This window comes from Chloroflexaceae bacterium (assembly GCA_025057155.1).
Lineage (GTDB): Bacteria > Chloroflexota > Chloroflexia > Chloroflexales > Chloroflexaceae > JACAEO01.
The window spans coordinates 1-20,109 of record JANWYD010000004.1; the positions used below are offsets into that span (position 1 = coordinate 1).

A 20,109-nucleotide genomic window follows, 5' to 3' on the forward strand; every position below is an offset into this window, starting at 1 on the left:
CGTCGGACCATCTCGCAGCGCGCCAGAGACGGCCCTGCAACAGGGCCGTGACCTGCGGCGCAGCATCGCGTGTCGCCGGGACGTAGATGAGCTGGATTGCACTGCGGTCTGCAGACTGCACTCGCTGGCACTGCTCCCAATCGAACGTATCATCGAGCGTCGTAATCCAGCGCAGGTCTTCGTCAACCATGCCATCCAGCGTGCCGTCATCGGTCCATGTCGCCTGCAGCCGCATCCGCGCCTTCAGCGGACCACCCGGCCCGGTAGCGGCCATGTGACGGAAGAATTCTGGAACTGCATCTCCCGTCCCTTCATCATCGGCTTCACCCAGCTCGGGAAATGAGAAGACAACCTCAATAATGAGGGTGGCGCCAGACGGAAGCTCCTGCGGGTCGGGAGGCACATGGAAGTCCTGCTTGCGGACGCTGCGCTGGGCAGGGGTAACGCCAAAAAGCCGTGAAAGCGCCTGGAATGCGGCGGTCTTGCCGGAGCCATTCCCGCCAACAAATGCAGTAACGCCCTTTTCCAGCTCGATCCTGACGCCACCAGGACCGAAACAGCGAAAGTTCTTTACAAAGATGCTTTCAATCTTCATTGCCAGCGCTTCCTCTACAATTTGTGTAGGCTCAACGCCAATAGTAAGCGGCGTTGATCGCCAAGCACAGACAGGACAAACTTTCAAGGCGGTTAGCGCTGCTTGCTGACAGTCAATTGTTGCCAAGCCACTATAACCTCAACTTGCTATCACTGTTGAGATGTGAGTTCTTCGCTTTGGCAGTGCTCCAGATGCGCACAGAGATCGTTGTGAAAGTCGTGCGATCAATATGTCCGGGCGTTCCTTGGACGAATTCCTTTGCGCAGATTGTCGATCGTCGCAAAGGTGATCGTTGGAGGAACATAGAGCGCCAGCCCCCTATTCCTCACGATAGTAGCATACACGTATTACGATCTCATCACTCTATAATAACGCCGCGGCAACCCTCAGGGTTGCCACGGCGTCTGCTATTAACCAGGACGGGCGTAGTGCGCGAGCATCGGCGCCGCCGCGCTGTGCGCCTTGCGGAAGAGGATTGACGTGAAGACGCAAAGACGCGAAGGTTGTGATGACACGGACTCGTACCGGCATTTGCGTCTCGGCGCCTTCGCGTCAGTCCGACGGCGCGCCTGCCGGCAGCGCCCCCGCTGCACGCGGCAAGCTCTCTGCTTTCACGCCCTCTGCTCCTTCGCGCCGTTGCGTCAACCTTTCTGAGAAATGCTCCGGCGTATTTGCTTGACGCGCAAGGTGGATACGCTATTCCATCCGTTGTACGGCGGCGAGTTCCTCAAACTCATCGGCGCTCGCCTCAACTGCGACGTCCTGATGCTACAACTCGTATTCGCTCAAATCCATGTCATCATTCCACGAGATGCCATGGCCGCCAGGATCAACCCTGACCGCTTTGAAGAAGGCGTCGAACAACTGAAAGCGATCAAGATCGAGAAGTCACCGGCAATCGTATATCTTCTGCACACCGTTGATAAAAGTTGCCAGTAAACGTTGCTCTGCTAAAGGCTTCACGGACTTGATGCGCGGTGTGTTCATCGTTTTACTCCAATCCGGGAAGGCGCGCATCATCGCCAGGTCCCATCGAGACGCTATATGCGGAAATCCAAAATCCATAATCCGAAATCCTCTGCTGCTCCCCCTTGCTCCGCGCTCTCTCGTCGCGCCACGCGCCGTGGTTCGGTGCGCCCGGCGAACGGCGGCGGCGCATTGGCATTGCGGTTCGACGTCCCGGTGGCGCGACGCGCGACGCGCGTGACCATGGGTGGCCTGCATCGGCGTATTCGGCGGCCTGGCCGGGTGGCGCGACGCGCGACGCGCGTGACCATGGGTGTCTCGGCCTCGGACGCGGCCCACACCCCCCGCGACGTGGCGCAACGCGCCACATGCGTGACCATGGGTGTCTGGCGTCCCGGTGGCCCGGCGGGCCGTCTCTACGTGCGGCGCGCGGGCGCATTGACAAATTGGCCCGGATCGGGCATCCTAACGTGCACATGGTTTCTGGAGGGGTTTGCAGAAATCGGATTCCCCCGTCCTCCTGACCGTGGGCGGGTGTGGTGCGCGGCGACGCCGCGTGATTCTCGCTGAGGAACGTGCGATGACCCTGACCGACGAACTTTCCAGCCTGGAGCAGGAGGCGACCGCCGCTCTGGCCGCCGTGCGCGATCTCGCCGGTCTGGCCGAGTGGAAGAGCCGGTATATCGGCAAGACCGGGGCGCTTACCCGTCTCAGCCGCGGCCTCGGGGCCCTGCCCGCCGAGCAGCGCCCCGAGGCGGGCCGGCGCGTCAATGCGCTGCGGGAGCAACTCGAAGCCGCTTATGCCGCTGCCGAGGCCGAGCTCAAGCGCGCCGCCATCGCCAGCGAACTGGCCGCCGACCGAGTGGATGTCACCCTCCCCGGACGCCGGCCGGCCCTGGGGTATGCCCATCTGACCAACCAGGTGCTGGCCCAGGTGCAGGAGATCTTCAGTGAAATGGGCTTCCAGGTCTGGGAAAGCCCCGAGGTGGAGCTGGACGAGTTTAACTTCGGGCTGCTCAACTTCCCTGAGGATCATCCGGCCCGCGATATGCAGGACACCTTCTACGTAGAGATGCCTCCGGGCGCGCCGTCGGTGTTGCTGCGCACCCATACCTCCCCCGGCCAGATCCACGCCATGCGCCGCTACGCGCCCCAGCCATTGCGCGTGCTGCTCCCCGGCAAGGTCTACCGCAATGAACAGGTGACCGTGCGCTCCGAGATGATGTTCCACCAGTTCGAGTTTCTGGCGGTTGGCCGGCACGTCACCATGGCCGACCTCAAGGGCGCCCTGGTCTATTTCGCCGAGCGGATGTACGGGGTCGGCACGCAGGTGCGCCTGCGCCCGAGTTTTTTCCCCTTCACAGAGCCCAGCGCCGAAATGGACGTGAGTTGCTTCCTCTGCGATGGCAAAGGCTGCCGCGTCTGCAAGTACGCCGGCTGGCTGGAGATCGGCGGTTGTGGCATGGTGCATCCGGTGGTGCTGCGCAACGGCGGTTACGACCCCGCGCACTTCAGCGGCTTCGCGGGCGGTTTCGGTCCCGAACGGATCGCGATGCTCAAGTACGGCATTGATGATATTCGCGGCTTTTATTCGGGCGATGCCCGCTTCGTGGAGCAGTTCGGCTAGCGTGCCGCTGGCGATCGCCGGGCGGCATGCCGGCCTCGCGCTGATCCTGGTCGCCTTTCTGGTCCTCCACGCGCTCTACAACTGGGCCGTGCCCCTTGGCGAGGGCCCTGATGAGCCGGGCCACGTTGCCTATGTGTTATTTCTGGCGACAGAGCGACGCCTGCCCGTGCAGCGTGCCGCTCCCCAGGCGCCCGATGTGCCCGGCGAGGGGCATCAGCCGCCCCTGGCCTACCTGATGGCCGTTCCCGCGCTGGCCTGGTTGCCCGCCGACCAGCGGCAGATCCGGCTCACCGCCAATCCTCGCTTCCTCTGGACCGGCGGTGATGAACCGGGGGCCTTTATGCGCGGCAGTTGGGAACGCTGGCCGTGGACGGGTCTGAGCCTGGGGTGGCACATCGCTCGCGCCGTGTCGGGCGTGTGGGGCGCGGTGGTGGTGCTCTGCACCTACCTGGCGGCGCGGCGCCTGGCGCCCGCGGAACCGCTCCTGGCCCTCATGGCGGCCTCCCTGGTGGCCTTTAATCCGCAGTTTCTCTTCATTAGCGCCCTGGTGTCCAACGATGCGCTGCTGGCCGCCCTCGGCGCCACCCTCCTCTGGTGGTGCCTGACGCCCCCGTCGTCCGTCGCTGCGCAACGCTGGGCAGTGGGCGCGGGGGCGCTGTTTGGCCTGGCGTTGCTCACCAAGCAGAGCGCACTGCTCTTCGGGCCGCTGCTGCTCTGGGGGGCCTGGCGCGCGGCCGAGAGGCGGGCCGGCCGGTTCGTGGTCCTCACATTGCTCTGGGGGGGCGTGGCCCTGCTCATCGCCGGCTGGTGGTTCGGGCGCAACGCGCTGCTCTACGGCGATCCCTTCGCTCTGGCCTCCTTCCGGGCCGAGTTCGCCGGTCAGCCCTTCGCCTGGCGCGACCCTCTGGCCTGGAGTGGGGCCCTGCGCCAGCTTGCCGCCTCGTTCTGGGCCCGTTTCGGGTGGATGAGCCTGCGCCCCCCGGACTGGACGCTCTGGCTCTACGCGGCGCTGTGTGTTCTGGCGGTGGCAGGCTGGCTGCTCAGGCTGGCGCGGGGCGCGCCCGACCCTGCCTGGAGCGGGCCGCTCCTTGCCCTGGTGATGGCCGGCGTCTGGACGCTGGCTTTCGCCCTCGCCGCCGGTCTGGTCGCCTGGCAGGGGCGTATGCTCTTCCCGGCGCTGGCCGCCACGGGCGTGCTGCTGGCCGCCGGGCTGGCCGCGCCGTCGCAGCCAACCGTCCCGGAAGCGGCGCAGCCGCTATCGGGAATGTTCGCAAATGCCGGGCGCGCTCCGTTCGTGGCATTACGCGCTGCCACAACCGTCCTCCTCGTATCAATGCTGTTCCTGCTGGCCGCGGCGATGCCCCTGGCGGTGATCCGGCCCGCCTACCCCTGGACGGCCCTGGCGCCGCGGGAGGCCCTGGCTGAACTGGGCGCGCCGGTCGAGGCGCGCTTTGCCGCAGCGTGGGAGCGAGGGGTGGTGCTGCGTGGATGGCGTCTGGACACTCCGGCGCGCCCCGGCCAACCTCTGGCGGTAACCCTGACCTGGAACAGCCTGGAACCGATCCCGCGCAACTGGATGGTCTTCGTGCACCTGGTGGATGGCGCCGGGACGATTGTCGCCAAGAGCGACAGCGCGCCACGAGGCGGCGCGCTGCCGTTTCCCCTGTGGACGCCGGGCGACTGGGTGCGTGACACCCACGCCCTGCCGTTGCCCGCGGAGCTGCCTCCGGGACGCTACCGGCTCCGGGTGGGCCTCTTCAGCCCTGAACACAACGGCCAGCGCCAGCCGGTCTGGTTCGCCGACGGGCGCGAGGGCGGCGATTATGCCGAGGTGGGCGTGGTTGAAGTGACTAATTCGATTTCGGATTTTGGATTTTGGATTGTGGATTGCGGTATATGGCGTCCTGAAGGGAGTTGAAGCGGACTTCGGGTTTTCGATTATAGCCCTACGCTTCCCGCAGGGGGCGCTGCGCCACGACAATCATACGAGGGGAGTCGATGGTGAGGGCGTGCAACTGGGTGCTCCCGTACCAGGCCGTCGGAGTCAGGCCGGCGGCGCGGAGCATGGCGGCAAGCTCGGTAGCGGTGTAGATGCGGATGCGGTGGAACCGTTCCTGCTCCTCGCCATCGGGGGTGCGCCAGCGGTCGAGGGAGGTCAGCAGGCCGCGGATCGGGTCAAAGTGATGACGGCGCCAGATGATGGCGCCGTCTTCGAGTTCGTACCAATCGGTCTCCTGGAAGCTACGCACGACCCGGTCGCGGTGCGCCAGTTCCATAACCAGGCGCCCGCCGGGCTTGAGGGCGCGGGCGATGCCGGTCAGAACGGTCTGATTGTCTTCCTCGGCGTCGAAGTAGCCAAAGGCGGTAAACATATTGATCGCGGCGTCGAAACAGGCCACGTAAGGCAGAGCGCGCATATCGGCGGCGACAAACTCGACTTCCTCGATCCGCTCCGCCGCCGCCGCAGCGCGGGCCAGAGCCAGCAGCGGCTCCGAGATGTCCACCCCCACTACGTGGAAGCCGGCCCTGGCAAGGGCCAGGCTGTGCCGCCCGCTGCCGCAGGCGACATCGAGGATGTCGGCAGGCGGCTCGGGCAGCAGATCGCGGAGCATCAACACCTCGGCGACTGTCTCCTCTGGTTCGATATGGTAGCGACGAGGGTAGGTCTCGTCGAAATAGGCGCGCCACCATTCCATACATGTTCCACGTGAAACAGCTATCCGTTCAGGTTGCAAGGCAACTCTCAGCGTTGCCCTGCAACTCCATCGGCGCCGGAAGCGAAAAGCCGGAAAAACCAGGTCCCCTACTTCCGCCCGAACCAGCGGCCCTTCTTCGGCGGCTCTATCGTCTTTCGCAGCGCCTCCAGATCGTCCTCGGCTGGCAGGGGATTGGAAGGTGGCCGGGCCGTTCCGCCCGGCTCTGCGGGCAGTGCATCGAGCGCGATACGCTGCCCGCCGGTCGCGCCAGCGGCCACTTCGCTGGTTCCGGCGAGCGGTGCATTCAGCGCCAGCCCTTCGCCGACGAGGGCCAGGGCCAGCGAGCCGTTGGTCGCCGATGCCGATTCAACCGATCGGGGTGCGCCCATGGCATCCAGACCATCTCCTCGCTCGACCCCTAGCGCCGCGAGCCATTCCCAGAGGCGGGCGCGCCGGATCGCGGCATCCTCGGGCAGGTGCAGGGGCCTCCCGCGCGCGTCAATCACCAGACCCAGCAGACTGCCGGCGATATCGCCGCCTTCGGACGAAACCGTTTCACCTGGCGCCGCCAGACCAACTCGCACTGCCGGCCCGGGCCGCACCGTCAATTGTCCGAAGTGCTTCGGAGGCAGCGGTAGCCGGGCGATATCGCCGTGACGCACCACCAGGCGCTGGGTAGCGCCGCCGACAGTGGTCAGTTCCACCTCGGCTGCCGGGGCGCCGACGGTTCCTTCACCCAGCAGCACCAGCACTGCCGCGAGGGGGGTGTTGCGCAGCAGATCGCGATCAATCAGCGAAACCGCTGCCGCGGGACTCAGCCCGGCCAACGCTGCGCTGGCCGGAACCAATCCCAGAGCGTCCAGATAGACATCTATCACAGGATGATCGTGCGCGCCGTCAGGTTCCAGGCCATCAAGCAGCGTCAGCAGGGCCAGCCCCGGCTCAGGCGCGTGGATCATGCTCCCGCCCGTAGCTATCAGCCAGTCATAGTCAGCGGAGCGAATCTCGTCCAGCAGCGTGTCGCGGGCCAGCCGCAGCGCCTCGCGAAGCAGCGCGTGCTCGATGTACCGGTCCTCGCGAGTGGAGGGCAGCACCTGCGGGCGGAGAGCGCGATTGAGCAGCCGGTCGGTCAGCGTCTCGGTCGTAATCGGGAACGGCAGCCAGCGCGCGATAGATTCAACTCCGCGCTGCGCCAGCAGTTCGGTCAACCCGTACCCGACGCCCGCTGTGCCAAGGATTGCCGGGTGAAAGCGCCCCGGCGCGGCGTACAGCATGGCGCTGGAGCTGGCGCCAATATCTACGGTCAGCACCCGCCGTCCCGTCCGCTCGGCCAGAAAGCGGGTCAGCAACCCCTCTGCCTCGCAGACCGTGCGCGTCGGCGCGGCGGAGATGCGCCGCAGATCGGACCAGCCGGGCAGCCGCGGCAGGATCATATTCTCGTAGAGGCGCGCCAGTTCCTGGCGCGCGGGATCGAGCCGTTCGTGATCGAGGGCGGGGCGCAGGTTGTCAACCACGAAGATCTCGGCTCGATCGGAGAGCGCTGCAATCACCTGCTCGCGGACGGCGCTATTGCCGGCATAGATCACCGGGTGGGCCGTCATCGGTCGCCCCTGCGGGCCTGGCTGATCAATCCTCGCTCGGAGCGCCGTTAGCCCCGCCAGATGGGCCAGCCGCCTCACGGCATCGCTGGCGCCGGCTTCAAGTCCCCCTGCGATCAGCACCGCATCAGGCTGCAGACGCAGCAATTCCTCCACCTGGCGCTCGGCCCGGGATCGATCGTCTGGTTTCTGAACCATCCTGCCTTGCGCGTCATCGAGGGTCACGATCTGGCGCACGGCAGTGTAGGTCGCGCGGCTGGCGCGAAGGGCGCTACGGCCCGAGAACGCGCTGGAAATCGCCATAACGACCAGCGTCAACGGACCGGCGGCGCTGGTCACTGCTATAACGTGGTTAACGCCGTTGCCTTCACTGTTCTGAGGCATAATAAGTTGACCTTCGCGCAGCAACTGGCGCCCGGTCATCTCCGAAATCCGCTTTACGGCCTCCAGCACGCCGTAAAGCACATTCTGGTAGGGTGGTTCGGCGCTGCTGATCGCTTCCGCGCGCCCAACCATACGGCTTTCGCCGTCTACCTCATCAACCAGGGTTACGCGGGTGATCAGGCTGCCGATTTCGGCCACCAGCACCGCCCCCAGGTCGTCTGTCATGCCAACCTCCGCCGCATCCGGAACGGCTCTCATGTGCTTCATCCCAGCGGCGCCCGCAGCCAGTTCACGATGAACTCCAGCCGTGTATTAAGCGCCGTGAGATAGGTCAACAGCACTCCCGCGAAGAAGAAGCCAAAAGCGATCATCAGCAGCCAGCGCCCGGCGCGCGCGCTCAGGGCCAGCAACCGCCCCCCGGCGCGTTCACGAGCAACGGTGAAGTAAAAGGAGCTTAGCGTCAACACTACCCCGATAACCAGCGCCAGCGCCCCGACGATCTGCAGCGGGTCGTTGCCGAGCGGCCGCGCAGTATCCAGGAGTTGCGGCATAATTGTGCCTGCCAGGGCGCCGGCCGCCGCCAGCGCCATCGCGACTCCAAAGAGCAGCGCCAGCGGAATGTTCGCCAGCCACGAAAGCGTCTGGCGCCGGGTCAGGCGCGTGAGCAGCAACAGACCGAGCAGCCAGGGCGCCAGCCGCAGGCCGAATAGTAGCGGATCGGCTACGCTCGCCAGCAGGGCCAGCGCCTCGGGGCGCAGCACCTGATGGTACACCACCACGAAGGCATAGCCCAGCGACGCGCCGACGAAAAGGTACTGCACGGCGCGAAAGGCGGGATTATCGCCCAGCAGGCGGCTGAAGACCAGCAGGGTTAGCACCACGGCAATCAGCCCGACGCTCAACGTGGTAAGAGGGTCGTCGGTCACCTCGCACCTCCCGAAGCGGCGCGCTGGCGCATGAACGCGCTCGCGCTGGCGCCAAGCAGCAGCAGAACCAGAAACGCTGCCACTGCAAATGCCAGTTGTCCGGTGGCGCGGCTCAACGCGGACGGATCGGCCGTAGGATCGCTGGCGAGGAGCGCCAGCGCGCCCTGTTGTCCGGCAATAGCGTAGACATTGGGCAGGCGCAAATAGGGTTGGGCGAGAGGCTGGGCGTCCTGGGGCAAGAGAAACGCAATCGGCACTTGATCGCGCACCTGTTGATGCACCTGCTCCATCCACACCTGAACGTCCTGGGGCTGGTCGGCCAGCACTACGATCAGCGCCAGATCCTCGATCCCCCTGATCCGGGGCGTGCCGTCAGGGTAATTGGCCACCAGGCCCTGCGAAGCATCTTGCCCGTCAAAATCCGATGCCAGGGCGCCGCGCAGGTCCTGGGCCAGGCCCCGCACCGCCAGATCGCCGCCGGGACGGTAGCCGAGCAACACATAGTCGCGACCGCCGAACGACACTCCGTTCTCATTGTTGTAGCCGGCCGCCCGTAGCGGTTCGATCAGGTCGAACGAGAGCAAGGCGCCCTGGAGATCGGTGCTGACCAGGATCAGTTTGGTGCGGTTGGCAATGAGCCGGCGCGTGACAGCTTCTTCCAGGGGGCGCAGTTCACCGCTTCGCTGGGCGGCCCACTCATACGCCATGAGCACCACATCATCGTCGTTCAAACCGTCGAGCAGCGCTCCAAGAGCCGTGGCGTTCTCCGTGACCGGCGCGCTTGAACGGAACGGGAGCGTGATCTGAGGCGCCAGCAGAGCGATGAGCAATGCCAGTGCCAGCAGAGCGTAGAGAAGGCGGTGCAGATCAAGGCGTCGTCGAGTCTCCTCGACGGGAGCGGTTGCCGGCGCCGGGGTTGGATAGGGCGTCGCGGCAAGTTGCTCAAGCAGCCGCATCGCTCCGAGTTGCTCGGCGGTTGGCTGGTACATTCGACGCGAGCGCGTCACTACCGCAGCGGCTACTGGCGTTTCTATCTCGCTCTCTTCTGCCTCTATGCCGCCCAGGCGCCGCAACCAGTCGAGTTGCTGGCCGGCGGCGGTTTCAGCAGGCAATTCAGGCTCTGGCACCCGCAACCAGCCTGGCAATTCAGCGCCGCGCAGGAACCCGCCGCTATCTCCTTCCTCAACGCCAGGCTCAACCCTGCCCGGGGACTCCGGAGCAGAGGCGACTGGCGACGGGGCAGGCTCGGCGGGCGCATCATGCAACCAGGCTGGCAGATCGAGCTTCGCACCGCCTGTAGCCGCAGGAACCTGATCGGCGCTTTCCGCCGCGAGGAGCCAGGGAGGTACATCATCACCAGGAACCGACGGCTCTTCAGTTGCCGGCGTCTGAGCTGCAGGCGTCTCATATAGCCAAGGCGGAACCTCCTGGACTGCGGGTTGGGGTGGAGGCTCGACGGCGTCTTGGAGCCAGGCGGGGATCTCCTGGCCCTCCACGGCAGGCGGTGTCTCAGCGGTCTCGGCAGCCTCCCGCAGCCAGGCGGGAACCTTCTGGCCCGCGGGTTGGGATGGAGGCTCGGCAGCGTCTTGAAGCCAGGCCGGGATCTCCTCCCGGCCCTCCGCCACAGGCGGCCTCTCAGCGGTCTCGGCAGCTTCCCGCAGCCACGTCGGAAGCTCGTCGCCGGAGGCCGGGGGCCTGGCCGGCTCAGCCTCCCGCAGCCAGGCGGGAAGTTCCTGCCCCTCCGCTGGCGCCGATGTATCGCTGGTCTGAGCAACTTCCCGCAGCCAGGCAGGGAGTTCTTGATCCGCCATCGGCGCTGCCGCGGGGTTCTCGGCCTGCAATGCGTCCCGGGACGCATCAGTGATTTCACGCAGCCATGTGGGGACTTCGGCTTCTGCGGCGAGATCAGCCTGAGCTTCGAGGGTTGGCGCAACCTTTTGCTCTTCGGGCGTCACAAACTCGCGCAGCCAGTCAGGCTCTTCGGGGAGCGGCTCTGAGGGTTGAGCAAGCGGCGACGATGGTCTTTGCTGAGCAGGAACCGTACTGACATCGGCGGAAGGTTTCTCCGTAGGAAGGGCACCGGTCTGTTCACGCTCTAGAGGTGGCGGCGACTCGCCTTCAACCGCCCGGTCAAGCTCATCGACGTGCAACTCGCGCAGCCAGTCAGGCAAACCGCTCGGATCGAGGGGTTCGGAGACTGGCCCGGAGACCGGCTCCGACGGCGCGTCAGGGTCGTCGCCAATTGACCGGAGCCAGTCGGTTACTCCCTCAGGCATCTTGATGCGCGAACTGGTCGTTGGTTGATCGGCAGGAGGAGGTGCTTCCTGCGGCGCAGCCGGCTCGTCGCTGCCAAGACTGCTGAGCCAGGAAGTCGCTCCGAGCGGCGGCGTGCGCGGGGAAGGCTCAACGGGCGGAGCGGGCTGATCAAGATCGCGCAGCCACTCAGGGGTTTCGGCAGGGCCGGTTTCGGCCTCCTCGCGCACCTCACGGCGCAGATCGCGCAGCCACTCAGGGGTTTCGGCAGGGCCGGTTCCGGCCTCCTCGCGCACCTCACGGCGCAGATCATGCAGCCACTCGGGGACGCCCTCATCCTCCGCGGGCGACCCTGGCTGATCGCGACTGGTTGGTGGAGAGGGGAGCGGCAGATTACGGAGCCAGGGGGGAAGGTGTTCCATATTACCGATCAAGGTAAGGCGCGTCGAAGCCGAGCAGCACCCGCAACCCCGCCACGAACGCGCCGATGGAGGCGCCGATTACCAGGCCCCGCGCGCCTGCAAGCGCCACATAGTCGTTGATCCACTGGAGGGTCGCCCCGACGCCGGGCAGCGCTGTCACGGGCGGCAACTGCGCTACCAGCACGAGCGCCGCGACACCGATAATAACCAGCGCCTCGGCGCTACCGCGCCCCAGGGCGCGCAGGGCGGCGCTGAGGCTGAAAAAGGCTAGCAATGCGAGCAGGCTGCTGGCAACAGGCTCATACAGCGCCCGAAAGACCATGCGGATCGGCACCTCGGCCAGACTGCCGGGCAACACAAAGCCTGCGCGGCCAGGCAGCGGAAAGAAGATCCCGGCAACAATCATCACCAGCAGACCCGCAATCAGGATCAAACTGTAAGGCCAGTCGGCGCTTCGTGCGCGCACGCGCTGCACATGCGCGCCGGTGACGCTGATCACGCCGAGCAACAGGCCAACGGCAGTGATGACCGCCGCCCAATCAACCAGCACCCTGGCCAGCACTGCCAGCGGACCGCCTGCGCCGGCAAAATCGAGCAGGACAATCAACCCGGCAACCCCGGCGATGAGGATGGCAAGCAGGCGTTTGGGATCGCGAAATAACACCATGTCAGTCCGGGGCCGCGCGGCCTACAATCCCGGGAGCGGCGGCAGTCCCAGGTAGGAATGGATCAGGCTGTAGCACAGGCCGCCAATCAGCACCACAATCACCGCCGTGCGCAGCGCGTCCTGCGTCAGCAGACGCGCCTGAGCCGGGCCTGAGGGGGCCAGATAGGCTTCGCTGGCATAGATCTCTTCGCCGATCAGCGTCGCCGGGGCGGTCAACAGCATCAGCGGCAGGCCGGCGGTGCTGGTCGTGCCGGCGACCTGCGGCAGCCCCCGTTGGGCGCCGTCTTCGCCCACGAGCAAGAACTCCTGCCCGAAGCCGCCAAGCATGGCGCTGGCTTCCAGAGGTTCGCGCCCATACAGGGTGATCGCCCCGGTCGCATAGGCCATCTCATCGTGATGGGCCAGCAACTGTACCTGCGCTGGCTTAAAATCCTGGGCCTGGCCCGCCTCTTGAAACGCCCGGCGCACCCCGCCGCGCAGCGCGAGATGAGCCACCGCATCACCTGAACTGACCAGGATCGGCGCGCCATTGAGAGCCGCCTGCGACGCTGCCCGTTCGGTCATCAACAATCCGGCCACCAGTTCAGTAGAGGCGGAACGCACACCGCTTCCCGCACCCAGCACACTCGCGCCAGGCGACAGATGCACCGCGCGCCCAGTCTCCGCCGCCCGGTCAATAGCGGCGCGCAACGTATCGAGAGCGGGAAGCGGGCGCTGTGGCCGGATGCCCTGCTTCAAGGCCCAGGCGTGATGCAGCCAGATCAGCCCGATTGTCACCAGGATAACCATCAGCATCAGGATGATAGCGAGGTTCAACCCGGGTAACATAGGCTGGCTCCAGGTGAAGAGGTCAGGACAATTCTTTACAACAGCGATGCGTTTCCTGGCAATGAGTGTAACTCAGCCGATAGGCTTTGTCAACCGATGCGTTCGGTAGAGTGTGCTACAGGGTTCGTGAACCCGGATTCAACGCTCTATGCGCCGAACGGATCACCGTCAGGAGATGTGTGCCTGGGAAGGCATCAATGTCCCTGATTGATCCGCCAGGACCTGTCTCAGGGTTGGGGAGGCTGACGGTCGCCCTCAGGATGTTACACCGCTCCTCAGCGGGCGTCGAGCAGCCGGCGCAGGTCGCGCCAGGCGTCCGGTTCACCAAGGGCGGCCACATAGACTTCGGCGCGGGTGCCTCCCAGGAAGGGCAGGCTGAAGCGCGCCACCTGGCTGCTGATCACGTCAATTGGGCTGAGGATGTCCAGGAGCAGCGCCACGGGAGCGCGCAACCCCGCGCGTTCCACGCCGGCAGCGAGCCGTTGCAGTACCTGGCCGGTGTTGTCCATAACCATCCAGTAAGCCCTGGAGAACAGGCGCCGCTCTCTCTGTCATGTAGAGGGCGCCGACGATCCATTGGAAGACTCACCCTCGACCTGCTGCTTGAGCGCCGACAGGAATTCGCCCGCCAGATGGATGAACCGTTCGCGCTGGCGTGGGCCGATCAGCCCGACCACGAACTCAGGCAGATTGAGGGAGTCGATCCGTTCAATCCGAAAACGGCCATCCTCCAGCGGTACGACCTGGCAGCGGTTCACACCGGTGAGAGGCGGAAAACTGATACGAAACGCCGTCGCCCGTGACAGAGGGGTGTAGTCCACTACCTCCATATCGGCGTGAACGATAGCCGCCCGCAGCCGAAAGCGATAGCCCGGGCCCGGAGCGCCTTCAGCGGGCAACTCCACGCGCACGCGTTCCAGTGAGGGCATCCAGCCGGGCCAGTTGCCGAAATCGTCGAGCACGGCGAAGATCCGTTCTGGCGGCGCAGTGGTGATCGCGCTCACACTGATCTCGAAGCTTACCATACCAGGTGACTCAGACAGCCCGCTATGGGCCATCCCTGCGCCAGCCGGCCCAGCGCCGGCGCAGAGTCTCTGCCGGCAAGCGGGCCGGCAGATATGCTCCCGTTCCTGTCACGACCACTGATCGCACGCCGTGCGGCACGCGCCCGTAGGTTCGCATGATCTGACCATCGAGGGCAGGTTGGTAGCGCAGGACGGCGACAATCTCGTCGAAGGGCAGATCCAGGCCATGGTAGCCAAGCCAGAGCGTATCCATGCGTCCGGGCCGGGGGGCTGCACAAACCTGCGGCATCTTCGTGGTCCAGCTTGACGGCATCTTCGTGGTCCAGCTTGACCGTTGCTCCGCAACGGGGCGGTACGCTGATTATACCACTCGTATGCTTAGATTGGCTTGTTTTCCAGGCGTGTTCGCAGCGCCTCCAGAAAGTCCAGCGCCTGCCGTTGATCAAGCGCGCGCGCGTCGTAGCTCAGGGTAAGGGTTGCTATCGGGCGCATGCTCAGACCGCTGTCCACAGCCACCACCCGGCGCTGCGGAGCGCCGAGGATCAGCGCCGCGACGGTGCCGGGCAGGGGTGGCGGCGCGCTCCACCAGCTTTTCCCCGCCGCCAGGCTCACCAGGGCGAAGGTTGCCGCGCCTCGGGCAGGGCGGCCTGCCAGGGCGCGCGCCAGACCGCGCAGACCTAGATCGCCTGCGTCGGGCAGAACGCTCCAGCGCAGGCCCTCCGGGGTTAGCTCGGCCACAGCCAGGTGCACCGCGCGCTGTAGAGCGAGCGTGTCGCCCAGCCAGCCCCCGTTCAGGTGTGGATGGGCCGGCAGCAGTTCCACTGCTGCCGCGGCCACGGCGATCCCCAGGTGCAGGGGCCAGCCCTGGCGCGCGAACTCCTCGCCCAGCTCGGCGACTCGCGCCAGGGCCGGCCCGGCGTCGAACTCCAGCATGACCGTTGCTACTGGGGCGACGCCGCTCACCTCCCGCCAGGCAAGCCCGTCTGTGTCGCGGGCAACTTCTTGTTGGGCGCTCGCAGTCGCTGCGCCTGAGGAGGACATCGGCGACGGTACGGCGCCGGGTGGCGCGAGCGCCGTGGTCGGCGCCTCCGGGGCGGCGCGCGCGCGCACGTCCCGCGCCATCACCCGCCCGTCCGGCCCGCTGCCAGCCAGGGCTGCCAGATCAATCCCGTGGATGCGGGCCAGCGCCCGCGCCAGGGGCGTCGCCCGGAGAGGAGCCGCGGCGCTTGTCGTTGGTGCGCGCTCTTCGCGTAGCATGGCGATCCTGGAGTGAAGCTGCCTGGTTCATCCGCCAGACAACCCATTACCCACAACGCCAGTCTGGCGATTGACATCGCGCTTGCAAGGGCTGAGGCCGTCTGTCTCCGTGAGGTGATCAGCCCGCCGGGGCGGCCTCGACCCAGAAGCGTTCCACCTTTTGCCGCAGCAGGGCGTGCTCGTCTCGCGCCAGATGCGGGTCACTCGCCAGGATGTGCTCGGCTTCGACCCGGGCCGTGTGGAGCAGGCGCGTATCGGCGAGCCGGGCCACCTTAAGGTCGGGCGTGCCGCTCTGCCGCGTGCCGAAAAACTCCCCCGGCCCCCGCAGTTGCAGGTCAATCTCGGCCAGTTTGAAACCGTCGGCGGTTTGCTCCATGGCTTCCAGCCGCTGGCGTGTCACGTCATTATCGTCCTTGTCGGAGATGAGGATGCAATAACTCTGATGCGCGCCCCGACCGACTCGCCCGCGGAACTGGTGCAGTTGGGCCAGTCCGAAGCGCTCGGCGCCCTCGATAACGATCGTCGAGGCATTGGGAATGTCGATGCCCACCTCGATGACGGCGGTGCTGACCAGGATGTCGTACTGGTGGTCGCGGAAGGCGCGCATCACCTCGTCTTTTTCGCGCGGGAGCATGCGCCCGTGCAGCAGCGCCACGCGCAGGTCAGGAAAGACATCGTTCTGGAGCGTCGCGTACACTTCCTCGGCGGAGGGCAGGTCCACTTCTTCACTCTCTTCGACCAGCGGGCAGATGACGAAGGCCTGGCGCCCTCTGGCGATCTCGCGGCGGATATGGCGGTAGGCTTTCTCGCGTTCGGTCTTCTTGATCCACCGGGTGCGAATGGCCTGGCGCCCCGGCGGCAGTTCATCGAGCACCGAGACATCAAGATCGCCGTAGATTGTCAGGGTGAGAGTGCGGGGAATGGGTGTGGCGGTCATCACCAGCATGTGGGGGTTGAACCCTTTGTCGCGCAGGCGCTGGCGCTGTTCCACGCCGAAGCGATGCTGTTCATCCACCACCACCAGGCCCAGCGAACGGAAGCGCACGTGCTCGGTGAGCAGGGCATGGGTGCCGACAACCAGGTCAATCTCGCCCTCGGCGATGCCGTCGAGCACGCGGCGGCGCTCGCGCGCCCCCAGGCTGCCGGTGAGGAGGGCCACGCGAATGCCCTTTCCGCCCATATCGTCGGCGTCGGTCATGCCGAGGATGGCCTTGATCTCGGCCAGGCGGGCCGCCTCGGCGGGGTCGAGGCGCTCCTTCCAATCTTCGCCCTCGGCGGCGACTCTGGTCTCTCGTGGCACGGGAACACGGCCCAGGAGCTTTTTCAGACCCTTGTAGTGCTGCTCGGCAAGGATCTCGGTCGGGGCCATCATCGCTCCTTGAAAGCCGTTGCCGATGGCCTGGGCCAGGGCCGCGGCGGCGACGACGGTCTTGCCTGAGCCGACGTCGCCCTGCAACAGGCGCGCCATTGGCACGGGCCGGGCCATGTCGGCGAAGATCTCCCCCAGCGCCCGCTGCTGCGCTCCGGTGAGACTGAAGGGCAGGGCCGCCAGCAGCTCCTGCTGCACCTCGGGCAGGAAGCGCATGGCGTAGCCCATCTCGCTCTGCCAGAGCATCCGGCGCTGCAACACGCCGATTTGAATGAAGAGAAACTCGTCGAAAGCCAGCCGCCGGCGGGCCTGGTCGAGGCGCTCCTGGTTGTCGGGGTAGTGGATCTGGGCCAGGGCTTCGCCCAGCGGCAGCAGGTCGGCGCGCTCGCGCACCGCCTCCGGCAGGTGATCGGGCACGGTTGGCGTAACTGCGTCTACAACCTGTTTGATGATCCGGCGCGCGTTGCGGTCAATTAACCCCCTGGTCAGCCGGTGGACGGGCACGAGCCGTCCGGTGTGGATGGTGTTGCCGTCAGGAGTGTAGGGTTCCCACTTCGGGCTGGCGAACTGGCGCATGCCGTTGTAGGTGCTCACCTTGCCGCTGAGCACAATCATGCGCCCGATAGTCAGTTGTCTGGTGAGCCAGGGCTGGTTAAAAAAGACGGCCCGCACCGAGCCGCTGGCGTCGCTCACCAGCGCCTCGACCCGGCTGCGCGCGCCGCCGATCAGGCGCACATCGGTCACTTCGCCGACGATGGTTTCGGTGGCGCCGATGCTCAGATTGGCGATGGTCTTGCGGGCGCTGTAGTCGTCGTAGCGGTGGGGGAAGTGATAGAGCATATCTTCGACGGTGCGAAGACCGAGGCGCCGGAAGGCGCGCACATCGCGCTGACTCACTCCGGGCAGGGCCTCCAGCGGGGCGGCGAGGCTCAGCGTATGGTTGCCGGGGTTCGCTGTGGCTGCCGTTGGACGCGCCTTTCGGCGCTGCGGAGCGGGGGAGGCTGGCGGCGCAGCAGGGGGAGGAGGCTGGCGGAAGAGCGCTCGCAGCAACTCGAGGGCCTGGGTGACGCGCTGGCGCCGTTCGAGCACCGGCTGGCGCCCATAGTCGGCGAGCAATTCAAGGGCGGAGCGCACCGCCGGCTCGGCCAGATCCCCATCGGCGGCGGCCCGCCAGGCGGCGAGAAACTGTTCCATGCCGCCCTCCGCCGCCCTATCATCGCAGCCACGGCGCAGTTCGGCGGCCAGGGTCTTCCCGAGGCGAATGATGTGCTCACGATTGCGCATTTGGTGATCACGCGAGGAGGGCCGAAGCACTGGCGTAGCCGGTGCTTCGGCCCTACTCTTCCAACCCCTCGAACACTACCACCCCCATGGCCCCCGGCCCCAGATGCGCGGCCACGGCAGGGCCGAAGCGCATGCACTGCACCTGCTCGCGCGGGAACACCGGGGCGATCTTCTCGAGCAACTTCTCAACGTCCTCGGGGGTCGTGGCGTAGAGCACCGTCACCTCCTGGACGCGGGGGAAGTCCTCAACGAAGGTGAAGAGACCCTCAAGAGCTTTGGCGCGGGTGCGGGTGCGCTCGTAGGGCACGATTTCGCCTTCATCCAGGATCATGAGCGGCTTGATCCGTTGCATCGAGCCGAGCACCGAGCCGGCAATCGTCAGCCGGCCGCTCTGCTCAAGGTACTCCATCGTATCTACGAAGAAGACCGCATGAGTATGGCGGATGGTTGCATGGATCAGCCGGCTGACCTCCTCCGGCGTGGCGCCTTCCCGCGCGGCGCGGGCCGCGGCAATCGCTACCGAGCCGACGCCAATCGAGGCCGATTTGCTGTCAATCACCTCCAGGCGCGTGGTGCTGGCCGGCAAACGGCTGCGGGCCGCCACCGCATTCGCCATGCAATCGCCCAGCCGCGCGCCCAGGTGGATGGAAAAAATATGATCCACCTCGCTGATCCACCGCCGATAGACCTGCTCGAACTGCATGGCCGAAGGTGAAGACACCTTGAAGCGCTGCCAGCCTGCCAGGGACTCGTAGAGCAGATCATCGCTGACATCAATGCCGATGCGGTAGGCGCGATCATTGACATGGGCGATGAGCGGCACTACTTCAATGTCAAGCTCCCGCGCCACATCGGGCGGAATGTCGGCGGAACCATCGGTAATAATTTTGATCTTCGCCATGCTCAAACCTGCCGGTTGCCAAAGAGGCCGCGGTATGGTATAGTCTCGCGGAGAGAAAATGCTAATCTCTGTGGAGATCAGGAGCCATGGCCACGTGTGAAATGTGTGGAAAAAAGCCGTCTTTTGGTCATAACGTCAGCTTCTCCAAGCGCCGAACCAACCGCATGTGGCGCCCGAATGTGCAGAAGACGACCATTGTAACTGCTGATGGCACGACGGTTCAGATCCGTGTGTGCACCCGGTGCATGCGCACGATGACCAAGGCGCGCTAGGGGCGATGTTCGACGGGTAAGGTGCACTACAAAAGGCCAGTGTCCCGCCAGAGGACACTGGCCTTGCATATTATAGCCGAACGGCAAGAGGGGCGCAACTGCTATTCCACGACATACTCTAACCAGCCGTAGCGATCTTCCCGTTCACCCTGCACCACGCCGAAGAAGGCCGCCTGCACTGCGGCGGTGACCGGCCCACGCCGTCCCTGTCCCACCGGAATGCGATCAACGGAGCGGATCGGCGTCACTTCAGCGGCGGTGCCCGTGAAGAACAACTCGTCGGCAATGTACAGCATTTCGCGGGGGATGGCTTCCTGGCGCACATGGATGCCCAGTTCGCCCAGCAGGGTGATCACCGTGTCGCGCGTAATGCCACTGAGGATGGACGAGGCCACCGGCGGGGTGTACACTACCCCGTCGCGCACCAGGAAGAGGTTCTCGCCGCTGCCCTCGCTCACCTGCCCCTGATGATCCAGGGCAATGCCTTCGGCATAGCCGTTGGCCAGAGCCTCCATCTTGATTAACTGGGAGTTGAGATAGTTGCCGCCCGCCTTGGAGAGTGCCGGCATGGTATTGGGGGCGAAGCGGTTCCAGGAGGACACGCACACGTCCACGCCCTGTTCCATGGCCTCGGCCCCGAGGTATTTGCCCCACTCGATGGTGGCGATGGCCACTTCCACCGGGTTGCGCTGCGGATTGACGCCAATCTCGCCCAGGCCGCGGTAGACTACAGGCCGAATATAGCCGGACTTGAGACGATTGGCGCGCACGGTCTCTTTCACCGCCGCGACCAGTTGCTCGAGCGTGTAGGGCACTTCGGTGCGGTAGATCCGCGCTGAGTCGAGCAGACGCCGGATGTGCGGCGTCAGCCGAAAGATCGCCGGACCGCGCGGCGTCTCGTAGCAGCGGATGCCCTCAAAGAAGCTCGAACCGTAGTGCACCACGTGCGCCATCACGTGGATGCGCGCTTCGTTCCACGGCACCAGTTTTCCATTGAACCAGATGAACTCCATCGGTTGAATAGCCATACCCGCCCCCT

Annotated in this window: 18 protein-coding genes; 4 read left to right on the top strand and 14 right to left on the bottom strand. The window is 65.7% G+C overall.

Going from position 1 to position 20,109, the window contains the following annotated elements; all coding sequences use genetic code 11:
- Window positions 1–595: AAA family ATPase (locus NZU74_03975; GenBank protein ID MCS6880468.1), on the bottom strand; the 595-nt coding region annotated here is incomplete at its 3' end.
- 675 nt (window positions 596–1,270) lie between these two features.
- On the opposite strand from NZU74_03975, the gene NZU74_03980 reads away from it, so the two are divergent.
- The 3 genes from NZU74_03980 to NZU74_03990 all read left to right on the top strand — a co-directional run bounded on the left by NZU74_03980 (window position 1,271) and on the right by NZU74_03990 (window position 5,106).
- Complete coding sequence (locus NZU74_03980; GenBank protein ID MCS6880469.1) at window positions 1,271–1,534, top strand: hypothetical protein; 264 nt, start codon at window positions 1,271–1,273, stop codon at window positions 1,532–1,534.
- Window positions 1,535–2,141: 607 nt separating this feature from the next.
- Window positions 2,142–3,188, top strand: coding sequence for a phenylalanine--tRNA ligase subunit alpha (gene pheS, locus NZU74_03985; GenBank protein MCS6880470.1), 1,047 nt, complete (start codon window positions 2,142–2,144; stop codon window positions 3,186–3,188).
- Window positions 3,133–5,106, top strand: a complete 1,974-nt coding sequence (locus NZU74_03990) for a hypothetical protein (GenBank protein ID MCS6880471.1) — start codon at window positions 3,133–3,135, stop codon at window positions 5,104–5,106. The genes pheS and NZU74_03990 overlap by 56 nt, the downstream gene beginning before the upstream one ends.
- A 28-nt stretch (window positions 5,107–5,134) precedes the next feature.
- On the opposite strand, the gene NZU74_03995 is transcribed toward NZU74_03990, so the two are convergent.
- The 12 genes from NZU74_03995 to NZU74_04050 all read right to left on the bottom strand — a co-directional run bounded on the left by NZU74_03995 (window position 5,135) and on the right by NZU74_04050 (window position 18,798).
- The gene (locus tag NZU74_03995; protein MCS6880472.1) at window positions 5,135–5,884 is read right to left on the bottom strand and encodes a methyltransferase domain-containing protein; all 750 of its coding nucleotides are present in this window, start codon (window positions 5,882–5,884) and stop codon (window positions 5,135–5,137) included.
- Window positions 5,885–5,991: 107 nt separating this feature from the next.
- Complete coding sequence (locus NZU74_04000) at window positions 5,992–8,091, bottom strand: glutamate mutase L (protein ID MCS6880473.1); 2,100 nt, start codon at window positions 8,089–8,091, stop codon at window positions 5,992–5,994.
- Window positions 8,092–8,129: 38 nt separating this feature from the next.
- Window positions 8,130–8,792 carry a hypothetical protein gene (locus NZU74_04005; protein MCS6880474.1) on the bottom strand — a complete coding sequence of 221 codons (663 nt, stop codon included), beginning with the start codon at window positions 8,790–8,792 and terminating at the stop codon, window positions 8,130–8,132.
- Complete coding sequence (locus NZU74_04010; GenBank protein MCS6880475.1) at window positions 8,789–11,467, bottom strand: hypothetical protein; 2,679 nt, start codon at window positions 11,465–11,467, stop codon at window positions 8,789–8,791. Before NZU74_04010 ends, NZU74_04005 begins: the two co-directional genes overlap by 4 nt.
- A gap of 1 nt (window position 11,468) precedes the next feature.
- On the bottom strand, window positions 11,469–12,134 hold the full coding sequence (locus NZU74_04015) for a hypothetical protein (protein MCS6880476.1): 666 nt from the start codon (window positions 12,132–12,134) through the stop codon (window positions 11,469–11,471).
- Window positions 12,135–12,155: 21 nt separating this feature from the next.
- A complete protein-coding gene (locus NZU74_04020; GenBank protein ID MCS6880477.1) occupies window positions 12,156–12,962 on the bottom strand; it encodes a hypothetical protein in 807 nt (268 codons plus the stop codon).
- Between the two features lie 275 nt (window positions 12,963–13,237).
- On the bottom strand, window positions 13,238–13,471 hold the full coding sequence (locus tag NZU74_04025; GenBank protein MCS6880478.1) for a hypothetical protein: 234 nt from the start codon (window positions 13,469–13,471) through the stop codon (window positions 13,238–13,240).
- A gap of 42 nt (window positions 13,472–13,513) precedes the next feature.
- Window positions 13,514–13,987, bottom strand: coding sequence for an SRPBCC family protein (locus NZU74_04030; protein ID MCS6880479.1), 474 nt, complete (start codon window positions 13,985–13,987; stop codon window positions 13,514–13,516).
- Window positions 13,988–14,009: 22 nt separating this feature from the next.
- Window positions 14,010–14,276, bottom strand: coding sequence for a hypothetical protein (locus NZU74_04035; GenBank protein MCS6880480.1), 267 nt, complete (start codon window positions 14,274–14,276; stop codon window positions 14,010–14,012).
- Window positions 14,277–14,365: 89 nt separating this feature from the next.
- Entirely contained in the window at window positions 14,366–15,244 is an 879-nt protein-coding gene (locus NZU74_04040; GenBank protein MCS6880481.1) for a 2-oxo acid dehydrogenase subunit E2, read from the bottom strand.
- Window positions 15,245–15,362: 118 nt separating this feature from the next.
- Window positions 15,363–17,897 carry an ATP-dependent DNA helicase RecG gene (recG, locus tag NZU74_04045; GenBank protein ID MCS6880482.1) on the bottom strand — a complete coding sequence of 845 codons (2,535 nt, stop codon included), beginning with the start codon at window positions 17,895–17,897 and terminating at the stop codon, window positions 15,363–15,365.
- A 52-nt stretch (window positions 17,898–17,949) separates the two neighbouring features.
- On the bottom strand, window positions 17,950–18,798 hold the full coding sequence (locus NZU74_04050; GenBank protein ID MCS6880483.1) for a DegV family protein: 849 nt from the start codon (window positions 18,796–18,798) through the stop codon (window positions 17,950–17,952).
- An 86-nt stretch (window positions 18,799–18,884) separates the two neighbouring features.
- Between NZU74_04050 and rpmB the strand changes: the two genes are divergently transcribed.
- Window positions 18,885–19,070: a 50S ribosomal protein L28 gene (gene rpmB, locus NZU74_04055; protein MCS6880484.1), complete on the top strand. Its 186-nt coding sequence runs from the start codon at window positions 18,885–18,887 to the stop codon at window positions 19,068–19,070.
- 101 nt (window positions 19,071–19,171) lie between these two features.
- Here rpmB and NZU74_04060 read toward each other — a convergent pair whose 3' ends face one another.
- Window positions 19,172–20,098, bottom strand: coding sequence for a branched-chain amino acid transaminase (locus NZU74_04060; protein ID MCS6880485.1), 927 nt, complete (start codon window positions 20,096–20,098; stop codon window positions 19,172–19,174).
- Between the last annotated feature and the right edge of the window lie 11 nt (window positions 20,099–20,109).